The sequence below is a fragment of the Aliikangiella marina genome (assembly GCF_007004765.1).
Classification (GTDB): domain Bacteria; phylum Pseudomonadota; class Gammaproteobacteria; order Enterobacterales; family Kangiellaceae; genus Aliikangiella; species Aliikangiella marina.
In genome coordinates, this window is sequence record NZ_VIKR01000002.1 from 428,289 (window position 1) to 442,577 (window position 14,289).

The 14,289-nt window shown below is 44.1% G+C and carries 13 protein-coding genes; 10 read left to right on the forward strand and 3 right to left on the reverse strand.

Translation table 11 applies throughout. The features are described 5' to 3' along the window. Position 1: 1 nt before the first annotated feature. Genes mnhG through FLL45_RS08210 form a run of 7 tightly spaced genes read left to right on the forward strand, consistent with a single transcriptional unit; the run spans position 2 to position 6,696 of the window. Entirely contained in the window at positions 2-430 is a 429-nt protein-coding gene (mnhG, locus tag FLL45_RS08180; protein ID WP_142941544.1) for a monovalent cation/H(+) antiporter subunit G, read from the forward strand. Beyond that, on the forward strand, positions 427-1,410 hold the full coding sequence (locus FLL45_RS08185) for a DUF4040 domain-containing protein (protein ID WP_142941545.1): 984 nt from the start codon (positions 427-429) through the stop codon (positions 1,408-1,410). Before mnhG ends, FLL45_RS08185 begins: the two co-directional genes overlap by 4 nt. Further along, entirely contained in the window at positions 1,410-1,769 is a 360-nt protein-coding gene (locus FLL45_RS08190) for a cation:proton antiporter subunit C (protein ID WP_142941546.1), read from the forward strand. Before FLL45_RS08185 ends, FLL45_RS08190 begins: the two co-directional genes overlap by 1 nt. Further along, positions 1,766-3,256, forward strand: a complete 1,491-nt coding sequence (locus tag FLL45_RS08195) for a monovalent cation/H+ antiporter subunit D family protein (RefSeq protein WP_142941547.1) — start codon at positions 1,766-1,768, stop codon at positions 3,254-3,256. The genes FLL45_RS08190 and FLL45_RS08195 overlap by 4 nt, the downstream gene beginning before the upstream one ends. Continuing rightward, positions 3,253-4,716 carry a monovalent cation/H+ antiporter subunit D family protein gene (locus FLL45_RS08200; RefSeq protein ID WP_142941548.1) on the forward strand — a complete coding sequence of 488 codons (1,464 nt, stop codon included), beginning with the start codon at positions 3,253-3,255 and terminating at the stop codon, positions 4,714-4,716. The genes FLL45_RS08195 and FLL45_RS08200 overlap by 4 nt, the downstream gene beginning before the upstream one ends. Continuing rightward, the gene (locus FLL45_RS08205) at positions 4,713-4,997 is read left to right on the forward strand and encodes a hypothetical protein (protein ID WP_142941549.1); all 285 of its coding nucleotides are present in this window, start codon (positions 4,713-4,715) and stop codon (positions 4,995-4,997) included. The genes FLL45_RS08200 and FLL45_RS08205 overlap by 4 nt, the downstream gene beginning before the upstream one ends. Further along, on the forward strand, positions 4,990-6,696 hold the full coding sequence (locus FLL45_RS08210; protein WP_142941550.1) for a Na(+)/H(+) antiporter subunit D: 1,707 nt from the start codon (positions 4,990-4,992) through the stop codon (positions 6,694-6,696). The genes FLL45_RS08205 and FLL45_RS08210 overlap by 8 nt, the downstream gene beginning before the upstream one ends. Positions 6,697-6,786: 90 nt before the next feature. On the opposite strand, the gene FLL45_RS08215 is transcribed toward FLL45_RS08210, so the two are convergent. The 3 genes from FLL45_RS08215 to FLL45_RS08225 form a co-directional block, all read right to left on the reverse strand. After that, positions 6,787-6,963, reverse strand: coding sequence for a DUF6435 family protein (locus FLL45_RS08215; protein ID WP_142941551.1), 177 nt, complete (start codon positions 6,961-6,963; stop codon positions 6,787-6,789). Between the two features lie 101 nt (positions 6,964-7,064). Next, on the reverse strand, positions 7,065-7,715 hold the full coding sequence (locus tag FLL45_RS08220; protein ID WP_142941552.1) for a flavin reductase family protein: 651 nt from the start codon (positions 7,713-7,715) through the stop codon (positions 7,065-7,067). A gap of 138 nt (positions 7,716-7,853) precedes the next feature. After that, positions 7,854-10,055, reverse strand: a complete 2,202-nt coding sequence (locus FLL45_RS08225; RefSeq protein ID WP_142941553.1) for a winged helix-turn-helix domain-containing protein — start codon at positions 10,053-10,055, stop codon at positions 7,854-7,856. A gap of 173 nt (positions 10,056-10,228) precedes the next feature. On the opposite strand from FLL45_RS08225, the gene FLL45_RS08230 reads away from it, so the two are divergent. The 3 genes from FLL45_RS08230 (at position 10,229) to FLL45_RS08240 (ending at position 14,282) form a co-directional block, all read left to right on the forward strand. Beyond that, entirely contained in the window at positions 10,229-10,825 is a 597-nt protein-coding gene (locus FLL45_RS08230) for an outer membrane beta-barrel protein (protein ID WP_142941554.1), read from the forward strand. Between the two features lie 429 nt (positions 10,826-11,254). Then, positions 11,255-13,483: a M4 family metallopeptidase gene (locus FLL45_RS23100; RefSeq protein WP_142941555.1), complete on the forward strand. Its 2,229-nt coding sequence runs from the start codon at positions 11,255-11,257 to the stop codon at positions 13,481-13,483. 400 nt (positions 13,484-13,883) lie between these two features. Further along, a complete protein-coding gene (locus FLL45_RS08240) occupies positions 13,884-14,282 on the forward strand; it encodes a hypothetical protein (RefSeq protein ID WP_142941556.1) in 399 nt (132 codons plus the stop codon). The last annotated feature ends 7 nt before the right edge of the window (positions 14,283-14,289 follow it).

Below are 14,289 nucleotides of genomic sequence, written 5' to 3' on the forward strand. Positions count from 1 at the left end.
TATGTTGGAACAAGTGCTTTATGTCCTTAGTTGGATCATGCTCACTGTTGGCGGCTTCTTTGTTTTAGTCGGCGGGATTGGCGCATTACGTTTACCAAATTTTTATACGCGTATGCATGCAGCTAGTGTGACTGACACCATTGCAACTTTTTTAGTGCTGGGTGGTTTATTGTTGCAAGCCGGTTTGACCATTGCGACCGTTAAGTTGATTGCGATTTTAGTGTTTTTGCTTTTAACCGGACCAACCGCATCTTATGCGCTCGCGAACGCAGCATTGTTATCAGGTGTGAAATCGAACGCGACTTTCAGAAAAGTTAATGGTAAAGGCAGCAAAAGTGGCGCTGGCCAAGAGACAAGCGTTAACCAAGAGACAGACGCTAGTCAAGAAACTAGCGCAAGCCAAGAAAATAATGAGGAGCAGTCCAAGTGATTATTATCTTCGCGGTATTTTTGCTCACCCTATTAGTAATCACGGCGATTGCAATTGTTCGTGCAGAAAATCTGTTTGTTGCGGTTATGTTGATGGCAATATTCAGCCTGCTGATGGCTGCAAATTTTTTCATCTTAGATGCCGCTGATGTGGCTCTCACTGAAGCCGCCATTGGCGCAGGGGTGACGACAGTCATTTTCTTGGGAGCTCTTTCGCTGACAGCAGAAAATGAAAAGAAAGTCGAGTTATCACGCGGTGTTGCAATGAGTATCGTTACTGCGACAACCTTGTTGCTCATATACGCAACCTTTGAAAAGCCTAAGCTAGGCGATCCAGAAGCGCCAGTCCATCAGCATGTTGCGCCATGGTATTTATCTGAAACCCCCAAATTGATTGATATTCCTAATGTAGTGACTGCCGTTCTCGGCAGCTTTAGAGCTTACGATACGTTAGGTGAAGTATTTGTGGTATTCACAGCCTGTATTGGGGTGCTGTTTTTGTTGAGCGCGAAAAACCCCGCGGATAAACAGTCGCGGCGAACGCCACCAGAATCAATTGGCTTGCGCCATCATTTAATCCCGAAAGTCGTCGGTCGGCTGTTATTCCCGTTTATCGTTTTGTTTGGGCTTTATGTGCAGTTCCATGGAGAGTATGGGCCCGGAGGGGGATTCCAAGCAGGGGCGATAATTGCCACGGGGATCATTTTATTTGCCTTACTCGAAGGGGAGAAAACGGCCCTTGCCGCGGTACCTCATTCAGTGATGATGGCGATGGTTGCTGGCGGCGCTTTGCTTTACACCATGGTCGGCGTGGTCACCATGTTTATGGGGGGCAACTTCCTCGATTACTCGGTGCTGTCATCCAATCCTGTTTTTGGTCAACAGATGGGAATTATTTTGATTGAGGCCGGCGTTGGTATTACGGTTTGTGGTGCGTTACTAGCTATTTTTCATGCTTTTGCGGCTCGCGAGAATTATTAATGGAATTACTGGGTTATTACAATTACTGGGTATTTGCGATTGTATTGATGGTCGGTTTTTATGCCGTTATCGTGCGCAATAACCTGATTAAAAAGTTGCTTGGGCTGGCCATTTTTCAATCGGCTGTGTTCTTGATGTACATCACTATGGACAAAGTGGAAGGTGCGACAGCGCCAATTATCCAAGAGGGAGTTACCGATCAAATATACTCTAATCCTCTGCCACAAGTGTTAATTTTAACTGCAATTGTGGTTGGCGTTTCCACTACTGCGCTCGGGTTAGCTATGGTTGTAAGAATAAAAGAGGCTTATGGAAGCATCGAAGAAGACGACATTATCGCTAAGGATCGCAAGTCGTGAATCCAACTGAACATTTAGCGGCCCTTCAGGTCGTTGTACCCTTTTTAGCAGCCCCCTTAATCGTTTTGCTTAAAGCAAAACGATTGGCTTGGGCGGCGACGACTTTAACCAGCTTATTGACCTTTTGCATCGCAATTGCTTTGACCATGGGCGTGCTGGATGGTCAAAACTATCAATATTTTATGGGCTCATGGCCAGCGCCCTATGGCATTGAATTGAAAGTCGATGCGTTTAGCGCGGTGGTGTTATTGATTATTACTGGTGCTTCAACCTCGGCCTTAATTGCCGGTTATCATAGTCTCGATAAACAAATCGGAGCGAAACGCCAGCCGATGTTTTTTGCGGCTTGGATACTGGCACTGGCGGGTTTAGCGGGTATTGTTGTTTCAGCGGATGCGTTTAATATTTTCGTGTTTATGGAAATTTCTTCGCTGGCAAGTTACGTTTTAGTGGCAGGTGGACCTGATCGACGCGCATTACCAGCGGTATTTAAATATTTAATTTTCGGAACAATTGGCGCAACATTCTATTTGATTGGTGTTGGTTTAATTTACATGATGACCGGCACGCTCAATATTGAAGATATGGGCGTCAGAATTGCAGATGTTGCCGACCAAAGTCCGGTGTTGGTGGCGGCTGGTTTTATTACTGTCGGCTTAGCGTTGAAAGCGGCGCTATTTCCGCTGCATATTTGGTTACCTAACGCTTACACCTTTGCACCGCATATTGTGACGGTATTTTTAGCGGCTTGTGCGACTAAAGTTTCATTGTATGTTTTGTTCCGCTTCGACTTTTTCGTATTCCAAGAGAACCTTGGCGGACAACAATTACACTTTACCTTTTTCTTTTTACCACTGTCGGTGTTTGCCATCTTAATTGCTTCAGCCGTTGCGCTGTTTGAAAGAAACTTGAAAAGATTGTTGGCATGGTCTTCAGTGGCACAAATTGGTTACATCGTTCTCGGTGCAAGTTTGGTCAGTATTGCCGGCCTTACTGCCAGTGTTCTGCACGTCTTTAATCATGCAATTGCCAAAGGTAGTTTGTTTTTAGCGGTGGCATGTTTAGCCTGTCATATAAAGCGATTAAGACTTACCGATATCGCAGGGTGCGCTAAAGCGATGCCATGGACAATGGGCGCAATGGTGTTAGCGGGTTTAAGTTTAATTGGAGTTCCTGGTACTGCTGGTTTTATCAGTAAGTGGTATCTGATTTCTGCAGTATTAGAACTGGGTGGTGCCACAGGAGTATTCCTTACGGCCGTTATTGTGCTGGGCTCTCTCATGGCTGTGATTTACGTATGGCGGATTGTTGAATATGCCTACTTTAAGCCACAAGGCAAAAAGCCGGCTGTAAGTGAAGCACCCTTTGGCATTCTCGCGATTACTTGGATTGTGGCAATCGGCAATCTCTACTTTGGGATTAACCCAGAACTGGCGGTGACCTTATCTGAGTCTGCGGCAAGCGTTTTGATGGGGCATAACAAATGAGTGGTTCAATGACGATAATTGCCTCGCTAGTTATACCTTTTATCGGTGCGATTGGCATTGCTTTGGCAGGGCGCTTCAATGACAACTTGCGCGAAGCGGTCACTTTGATTACTGCCGGCTTGTTGGCATGGACGGTTTGGAGTTTACTACCCGAGATTTTAGCTGGCGGCAGACCCGCAATATCTGTGGGCGAAATTGTTCCCGGAATTGAAATAGCGTTTAAGGTTGAACCGCTGGGAATGTTGTTTGCAGCACTTGCCTCTGGCCTATGGATCGTTAACTCAATTTACTCCATTGGTTATATGCGCGGCAACCAAGAAAAAAATCAAACCCGATTTTACACTTTCTTTGCAATTGCTTTATCCGCCGCGATGGGGATCGCTTTTTCTGGAAACCTATTCACCTTATTTCTTTTTTATGAAGTTTTAACCTTATCGACCTATCCGTTGGTATCGCATAAAGGCGATGAGAAAACGGTACGATCTGCGCGTGTTTATTTAGGCGTTTTAATCACGACCTCGATCGGCCTGTTTTTACCGGCGATAATCTGGACTTATATTGCTGCCGGCACTGGTGACTTTACCATGGGCGGAATACTTGCTGGGAAAATCAGCGGACCGGAAGTGGGCTTATTATTAGGATTATTTGTTTTTGGTATTGGTAAAGCGGCAGTGATGCCTGTGCATCGGTGGTTACCTGCAGCGATGGTCGCACCGACGCCAGTGAGCGCATTGTTGCATGCAGTCGCGGTTGTAAAAGCGGGTGTATTCTCAATTACCAAGATCATTGTTTATGTCTTTGGTATCGACTTTTTGGCATCAGCGCCTTCGGCTGATTGGTTAATGTATGCGGCGGCATTTACGATTATCGCTGCAAGTTTGGTCGCGCTTAAACAAACTAATTTGAAACGTTTACTCGCTTACTCAACAATCGCGCAATTATCTTACGTGGTCATGGCAACCGCCATCTTAAAACCATTAGCGGAAATTGGTGCGGCAATTCATATGGTCGCGCATGCTTTCGGTAAAATTACTTTGTTCTTTGCCGCGGGGGCAATTTATGTCGCGTCGAAGAAAACCGAACTGTATCAACTGCGCGGCATCGGTCATCGAATGCCTTGGACGATGACGGCTTTTACGATTGGTGCGTTAAGTATGATCGGCGTGCCACCGACGGCTGGATTTGTGTCCAAATGGTATATTCTTGCCGGCGCGTTTGAGGCCGATAATTACGTGGCGATTGCGACGATTATTGGCAGTACTGTTTTAAACGCGGCTTATTTCTTACCGATAATTTATTACGCCTGGTTTGTACCGGAAAAGCCCGGCGTAGGCAAAGACCATGGCGAAGCACCCATGATGGCAGTATTAGCTTTGACCATCACTGCAACGCTGACCATAGGTTTCTTCTTATTTAACGCAACAGCTCTTGAATTAGAGCGTCAACTGGTGAGCCCATGAGTAATCCTAACACTGATGATCATTGGCTAGTACGCCCAAAAACGATACGTTACCTTTGGTACATACTCTATGGGGTACTCGCGCTAACGGTTTTAGCTCAAATTTTTATTAAGGTTAAAGGTTACGTAGGCGTTGACGGTTGGTTTGGTTTTGGCGCCATATTTGGTTTTGCGTCCTGTTTAGCAATGGTGTTATTTGCAAAGTTATTAGGTATGTTTTTAAAGCGCGACGAAGAGTACTACAAAGAAGACGAAACCACCGAGGGAGGCGACAATGCTTGAGCATCTCCCACCGGCGTTAATCTTATTAGCAGGCGCGATACTGATCGGTATCTTGCGCGGCCATCTGCGCACGGCGGTTGTGCTGCTCGCCCCATTAGCAACACTATGGGCAGTTTGGCAAGTCCCTGATGGCGTTGCAGCGACCATTCCATTCTTGGATTATGTCATTGAACCAGTCGAAGGAAGTCCCTTAAGACGGTTGTTTGCCACCATCTTTGCCGGAATGGTATTTGCTGGCGGGTTGTATGCTTTTCGGTTGGCAAAGTGGTATGAATTAGCGGCAGCCTATGCTTATGCGGCGGGTGCTATCGGTGTTTGTTTTGCTGGCGACCTGATTACAATGTTTTTGTATTGGGAATTGATGGCGCTATTTTCGACAATTGTGGTTTGGTGCGGAAATACCCCTGGTGCTCGTGCTGCTGGCGTGCGTTATGCAATCATGCATCTATTGGGCGGCATCATTCTTAAAGTTGGTATTGAAGGCGTGGTGGTTCACACTGGCTCAATCGATCTGCAACCCATGCAAGTCACTAACTTTGATACCTGGATGATCTTAATCGGGGTCTTAATCAATGCGGCTGCTCCACCAGTCTCTGCATGGCTTGCTGATGCTTATCCTGAGTCAAGTCCAACGGGATCGGTTTTTCTTTCAGCATTTACCACCAAGACAGCGGTACTCGCTTTGATCATGCTATTCCCAGGCGAATCAATTTTAATTTGGATTGGTTTGTTTATGGTGATGTACGGAATTATCTATGCGTTGCTTGAAAATGATGCGCGGCGAATACTTGCCTACTCGATAGTGAATCAGGTCGGGTTTATGGTGTGTGCTGTTGGTATTGGGACTGAGATGGCGCTCAATGGGGCCGCTGCTCACGCATTTGCCCATATTATTTATAAAGCGTTGTTATTTATGAGCGCTGGGGTTGTTATTTATCGTACGGGTAAACACAAGTGTACAGAACTTGGTGGATTATTCCGCACCATGCCGTTAACTGCTTTTTGTGGCATTATCGGCGCGTTAGCCATTTCTGGCGTGCCATTAACTTCTGGTTTTACGACTAAAACCATGATATCCCAAGCCGCTGCTAATCAAGAACTAGTGGCCGTTTATTTGTTATTGGCAGCAGCATCTGCCGGGGTATTTTTACACGCTGGTATTAAGTTTCCTTGGTTTGTTTTTTATCAAAAAGATTCAGGGTTACGACCCAAAGACGCACCTTGGAACATGGGTGCTGCGATGATGATTTTGGTGGTCTTCTGTATTGGTATCGGTGTCTTTCCAAACGTTTTCTATCAGTACCTACCTTATCCTGTTGATTATCAGCCTTACACGGCTGGTAAAGTACTGTTTTATTTGCAACTATTACTGTTTTCTGGATTGGCGTTCTTCTTATTATTGCCATTGATGCGTCGAACTGAAACGATAAGTTTGGATACCGATTGGATTTGGCGAGTCTTGCTTTTCCGAATGATGAAGACGATAGGCAGTATTTTAGCGGCAATTGGACAATCGCTGAATGATTGGTTTAAGCGGGTTTCTGCTTATGTTTTGGCGAACGCCAGCCATCACCTCAATGCAGAAGATGTTAATAACGACAAAGAACCTGGTTTGCTCGCGCGATCAAGGCCCATTGGCCGTACCGCGATGTGGATCGCAATACTATTGACCGCTTACGTAATCGCTTATTATTTTTAATTTGATTGAATAGTCTTGTTTCGAGTTAATGTTTTAACGTGAAGTGAGTCGATTCAATTTTGCTTAGTATCGTTTTAGAGCAGGGGCTTGTTAAGCACCTGCTTTTTCTGCCGCTTCAATTTGCTCCCATAGTTTTTCTGACTCTGCTGTGAGCTCGCTATATAACGCGATATCGCCTTTACGTTGCGCGTGCATCGCTTTTTCGAGGAGCGCATCGTATTCTTTTCTCAGTTTTTTGGTGGGGTTTGACTTAAATAATCCAAACATAGTCTTTCCTATCAATTAAAATATTTCAGTAATCAGGTTAAGAAGTTATTAACCTTCAAACGAGTGTTGAAGATTAAACGCATTGTCTCGATTGTGGGGCATCACTTGGGATGTCCATCAATGTCTAAATTTTCAATCGCTTTGTCAGGTTTTGCGTAACTGAGTCTCGAGATTCGTTTTGTCACGTGATAGCTATCTAATCCAGAGACTGCAATTGTTGCCAGTGACTCAATATCCACATAGCCATCTTGTTTAATCGCATCGTCATCGATGATGATGTTGGTGATTTCACCAATAACCAATTCCGTGTCATTGATTGAAAGGATTTGGTGTTCACGAAGGTCCAATGAGTATTTCAAACGACTTTCTTTGACAAAAGGGGCGGGGATCGGATCATGATATTCTTCAGTCAATCCTGCTGCTGCAAATTCGCTGATTGCTCGATCATAACGCGCTGAAGTTTGATGTGCGCCGCGATAGATTTGTGATGAAACTTGGTTGATTGTGTAGGTTTTCATCTCGAAAATGTTTTCTAAAGTATGCCGTGGAACCGAGTGCGGTCGGAATATCATCCCAACAAGGGGGGGGGTTGCGCCGATGTGGAAAACCGAACTGACTATCGAAAGGTTGGTTTGTCCCGCCTCGTTGATAGTCCCGATGAGATTAGCGCTTTTAAAGCCAGAAAGACTATTTATCAGCTGAGCACGGTAGCGAGTGTCATAAGTTTCAAGGTGTTGTTTGTTGATAATCATTAAAAAAGAACCGGAGTTTATTTGATTCTTTTTACGGATCTTAAGACAAACTGGATACTTTGGAGTTAGCCAAAAGTTGTTACATCAGCAAGGGCGATAGTTGATGCTCATTTACAGAGACTTTTTTATTCGCCCGCGCTAGTCGGCTGAGTCGATGATAAAAATGTCGGCTTCGATAGGTATGCGCCGGTGAACGGCGATCCGCTGTTGCTTTCGATCGATGCTAAAGCCTTTGCCGGGATAGTGGTTTCGGTCAACCAATAACTTGATAGACTGTGAGGTTAAGTCAAACGCGAATATGCCTTTTTCCTGTGAGCGTAAGTCTTCGAAGTAGAGTATTCCGTTTGCTACGGAAAGGCTATTTGAGTCAATGCAAATTTCTGGGGACACTAACACTTCGTTGGTATAGTCAGCCTCGATTTTCCATAGACCACATTGATTGCGTTTGGAAAAATATAAATTGCCTTGCTTGTCGAATGTTGAATAATATCCCCCTTGTTCGGTTATTGAACTAGGTTCGCTCATGACGCTTGAGTATGGGACTTTAACCAACTGCCAAGTTTGACCGACCAGCTGCGCGAAAATGATATTATCGAGTGAATTATCGAAAATCGGATTTGCTGACTGCTTCTCCGATGAACTGTGTTGCCAAAAGGATTCATTTTTTATATTAAAGGACTGAATTTTTCCATCAGACTCCCCAACAACATCTTGTCCATCATAAGAGACATGGATTGCACTAAATAAATAAAATTCGCTAGCGTTGGTAATTTGAATTTCTGCAGAATCACCGTTCGGTAAATGAATTTTTTTATGCCAGACTTGGGGTAATCCGGAACGATCGCTGACATAAAACAAAGACTCACTATTGCCGGTGATGGCAGGCAAATTTTCTTGATAGGTAGAATCGGTGGCAATTGAAATTTCTTGTCCTTCAAAATCAAACCAGTCAATACGATTTCGATTGGTCGAAGCGCTAACAAAAGCATGATTGGTCTTGTCAGGACTTTGCACTAGTCCATAGACTTCGTTGCTGGTCACTGAATAGATTACAGAAGCAATGCGTTTATTGATATCAAATCGATACAAGTATTGTTGGCCATGATTAAAATAAAATGCACTTCCATCGGCATTCCAGTCGATATCGTAATAAACGCCTTTTTGACTAAAAAGCATTTCAGTTGCGCCTGACTCAAGGTCCAGCCAATAAAAATCACTTTGTTTACGATTAATATCGTTGATAACGATTGCCGTTTCTTCAGTCGGCGATACTCGTACCAGGTGGAAGCCATTGGCGCCTTCAACTTGAGTCACGGGTGTCGCTTTGTGTTGAGAAATTTCATAACGCCAGACTTGATAAGGCGCGTTATCGAGGCGATCGGTAAAATAAAATTGATTCGCATTATTTCCCCAGCTGACTTGGCTAAGCCCATCGGGATGACAAACCCGAATGAGTTTATTTTCTGTCACTGCCATGAGTCGATTAAAGCGAATTAATCGAATCTCACATTGTCCTTGAGCGTATTGCATATAAGCAATTTGTTTAGCGTGTGGAGCCCATGAAGGAGTGCGAATAAATGCAGCATGGGCGACTTGTGACTCCGGGAGCATCCGTTCACTTGGTACCGTCTTACTATGCGCTTTGTTTTCATCGTCATACGCGAGGAACCTACCTGGCTCTGCCAGTGGTTTAATCAATAAACGGGTGGTTTGCGCTCGATAGTCTTGATGAGTATACGCAAGCCACTGGCCATCCGGCGAAAAACTGGGATTTGACTCATTACCCGGGAGTGTTGCGAATGGCTTTGCAAATCCCGTAAGAGGCGGCGTAGTTGCTGTAGAAGCTTGAAAAAACCAAATGACCGCTCCAATTATCAATAGGCCTAAAACGAGTAATCCTATTCTGAGCGGATATTTCGATGAATTAAAAGACGGCTCAGCTTTATGAGCCTGTATCTCTAAGGGACTCCTTGGCAAGCTCGTTGTGGTATTCGTGGTAGATAACGTTTCTGCGAATGTCGGTAGGACAATTTCGACGGGTTGCAACCATTGATAGCCTTGCTTAGGGAGCGTCTGAATATATTGACGAGGTTTGCGGTTGTCACCGAGCGATTTTCTTAATTGGGCAATAGTCCAGTTAATGGCGCTTTCCGATACATTGGTGCCTTGCCAGACTTGTTCGATTAATTCTTCTCGAGTGATCGTTCGTTGCGGATTTTTTAAAAAATACTCAAGCAACGCCAAAATTCTTGGTTCTAGCGCAATAATTTGTTCATCTTTGCGCAGCTGATGCCGACTTGAATCAAACATCCACTCGCCGCTAAGGTATTTTTCTGACATATGACACACAAATGGTTTTGATATAACCAGTTTAACTCATTGAATTTCTTATACAAATATTTTCCTCACAAAAAACAATCAGTCTCCTAAGGACTTTCTTCGAGAAAAAATTAATATTCCTTCCCATATTCCAACCCAGACATTGAGATTAAGAATCGAATAGGAGATTTAATATGAATAAGGTTTTAAAGTGGTGTGTTTTAGTGAGCATATTTAACTTGGCAGCGATAGGGCTAAGTCCAGCAAAAGCCAATGAATTTGGCTATTTAGAGGCACAAGTCACTCAAGTCTCTCAGAGTGACGTGACTGCGGATACCGGATATGGAATCGAACTTTCAATTCCTTTAAGCGAAAAGTGGTACTTGATTGGCAGTAATATCCAGAGTGAGTTAATCAGTGACATTGGCGTTGAAATGGATTTCACCAATTGGTATTTGGGGGCGGGCCGTCATTGGACGATTTCCCCCACATCGACGCTTTATTTGCAACTGAGCGCTGAAACTCAAAAGCTTGCGGCAGATATTGGTAGAACAGACAGAAGAGGCGCATCTTTTGAGTTAGGTAATCATTATCGAGTCAATGACAATTGGGTGCTTACGGCTTATGGCCGCTATTCCGATATTAATATCGCCTCAATGAACGACAGAAGCGATGAGTTTTATTTTGGTGCCCGATTGAGTTATCAGTTTAAACCAAACCTTGAGATTGGGTTCGGTTATGAGAGCGGAGACTTTAGTCGAACCGAGCTAGGTTTGCGATTTCGCTTTTGATTGTTACTCGGTTTAATCGGTAACAATTGAGATACTTTTACCAAACCACTCATTCGGAATGGGTGGTTGGTTTGGGTATCTAATAATCAGAATAATTATGAAAATATCTCAAAAAAATTAATCAAAACATAATATTAGGCAAGCACACCGCTCTTTTCAGTAGCTTACGCGTTAGATTAATAACCTGCCGATTTTTTCTTACACAGTTCAATTTTTAACCGCTCAGATTTTATCTCTGATCGCGCTTTGACAAATCTTCTACAGAGTGTCAGGTTGATTTCGCGCTTTGCCGCTAAGTTACTGCTTTAGATAGAAATTTGGCAAAGGGCTCGGACCATTTATTTTTTGGTTACTCTTTAAAAGTAGTTTTATGTCCGATTAAGGAAGGGCATTTCTGCCGATCACGCAATAATAAAATATGGTGACGCTATGACATACAACAAAAAAATAATTGTCTCTGCGTTAACTGTAGGTTTGTTGGGTATTACTACAGTCGACGCTGCCGAGAAAAAATTTCTTCGAGACAACACAACGCTTGCAAATAAATTAATGCAAACAAGTTCCGCTACTCAGTCTAAAGCGCTAGCGCAATCTGCCGGTTTATCAGCAGAAGCTGATTTACTGGTGCGAAGAACTTACCTGGACACCGATGGTTCAACAACCATTCGTTACACACAAACTTATAAAGGATTACCCATTATCGGTGATGATGTGGTTATCTCTCGTCATTCCAATGGCGATTTCAAACGTGCTCACGGCGCGGTGGTATCCGGCATTTCGCAGGATTTGAAATCTGTTACTCCCAAAGTGACTCTCAACGCCGCAGTTACTCAAGCGAAAGCTTTTGACTTTGAGCCGGTTGTTATTAGCAAGGGGCTCAGTGTCAAGCCGGTCAAGCCGAGATATGAAAATGAAAAATCAAGACTTGCTATTTGGATTGATCAGAATGATAAGGCGCGTTTAGTTTATGAGATCACTTATGTCCGCTATGGCGCAAAACCCTCGCGTCCCTATAAATTAATTGATGCCCATACCGGTCAAATATTATTGTCCTTTGATAACTTGCAAACTGCCGATGCGCAAGGTCCCGGTGGTAATCAAAAAACGGGTCAGTATTATTATGGAACTGATTTTGGAAATTTAAACGTGTCTCAGTCAGGCAATACCTGTACTATGAACAATTCTAATGTGCGAACCGTTAATCTCAACGGTGGTACATCGGGTTCTTCGGCTTTCAGTTTTACCTGCCCAGAAAATACCGTTAAGCAAATTAATGGTGCTTACTCTCCGCTCAATGATGCGCATTTTTTTGGTAGCGTGATTTTTAATATGTACTCGGATTGGGTAGGAACGGCGCCGCTGACAAGTCAATTAATCATGCGTGTCCATTACGGCAATAATTATGAAAATGCTTTCTGGAACGGATCAGCAATGACTTTTGGGGATGGCGCTAATACGTTTTATCCATTGGTAAGTCTAGATGTTTCGTCTCATGAGGTCAGTCACGGTTTCACCGAACAAAACTCCGGTTTAATATACTCCGGTAAATCGGGTGGCTTAAATGAAGCGTTTTCTGATATTGCTGGTGAAGCCGCAGAAGCTTACATGACCGGGACCAACGATTGGTTGGTCGGTGCGCAAATATTCAAAGCGAGTGGTGCACTTCGTTATATGAACAACCCGCCTCAAGACGGGAAGTCAATCGATCAACAGTCAGATTTTACCAGTGGAATGAATGTTCATTACAGCTCTGGTGTCTATAACAAAGCCTTTTACTTATTAGCGACCTCACCAGGCTGGACAACTCAGCAAGCTTTCCAAGTTTATGCGCGCGCTAACCGCCTCTATTGGACCGCTAGCATTAATTGGGACCAGGCTGGAAACGGTGTTCTCGACTCGGCGTGTGATTTGGGATTCAATACTGACGATGTACAAGCTTCATTAGTTGCGGTTGGTGTGAATTCCAGTTTGAGTTCTGGTAGTTCATGTGGAACAACGCCACCACCACCTCCACCTCCTGGCGGAGACAGCTTGACCAATGGGGTTCCAGTGACTGGTTTGGGGGCGTCACGTGGCGAGGATATCGTTTACACCATGGACGTGCCTGCCGGTGCAACCAACATCAGTTTCTCTATCAGTGGTGGTTCGGGTGATGCCGACCTTTACACACGATTTGGTGCAGCGCCAACGGATTCAACTTATGATTGTCGTCCTTACCGTAACGGTAATAGCGAAACCTGTACCGGAAGCCAATCTGGTGGTACTTATTACGTGAGAGTAAAAGCTTACTCGACATTCTCTGGCGTTACATTAACGGGTAGTTACACCGAGCCTGGTGGTGGCGGTGGACTCGATCCTATCGATCAAACTATCTCCAACGTCTCTGTGGCGCGACGTGCTTGGCAGCGATATACCATTGACTTGGAAAGTGGTTATGCCGAATTGAAAGTCACTATTTCGGGGGGATCAGGTGATGCGGATTTATACGTGCGATATGGAGCAGAGTCAACAACCTCGGCGTACGACTGCAGACCTTATCGAAATGGTAATAATGAAACGTGTACTTTCAGTAATCCGCAAGGCGGAACCTGGCATGTTGATTTAAGAGGATACTCGGCTGCATCGGGCGTTGATTTGCGGATTCAAGCAACGCCATAAACCATTCCGAGATACTGACGAGTTAATCGTCTCAATACGAGCAAAAATCAGTCTGCAGTAAAGTTAAATGCCACCCAGTTACGGGTGGCATTTTTTCCTTTTTAGCTCCACCCAGTTATGGGGGCATTTTTTTATTTTAATACCTTGGTTAATCCCTCGATCACGCATCTTACTTAGCCTAAAGGCTAACCTAATACCGCCAAAAATTGTTTCAAATTCGATATTGAGCACCCATCTAAAGGCACCGAGTCAGTCTTTTCGTTCTTGATAGTCTTACGCTAAGTGACTGAAAAATATAGCGTTCAAGTTTCTTCAAATTGATTCAAGTTATTTTCAAGCTTGTATTGGCCAAGCCCATTATCTTTGTTTCACATTCACCAAGAAATAAAAGGAATTCAAGATGAAGAAATTATTTGGGTTAGTGTTGATATTCAATTGTTTTTTGTTAACTCCGCTCCATGCGAGCGAAGAACGTCACATTCACGTCAACGGTGAGCATTTAGATAGACAAGATATTGTCTTGATGGACCAGCTATTTGGCAAGACGGTTGCAAACGGTTTTTATTGGATTAATTTTCAAACGGGTCATTGGGGGCTAGAGGCAAATGATGAACCGTTGGGGGTTATCGAGGTAATTCGGCAAAATTATTTGCAGCAAGTCGCTCAACAAAGCCAGTCGAATGAGGCCAAACCGGAGATTAATATGTCGCAAAATGGCCGAGTTGTGAGTGGTAAGCTCAATGGTCAAGAATGTACTTTTGTCTCAGTCGGTGGAACAACCGTCAAGTCCTGCGATTAGTAAAATC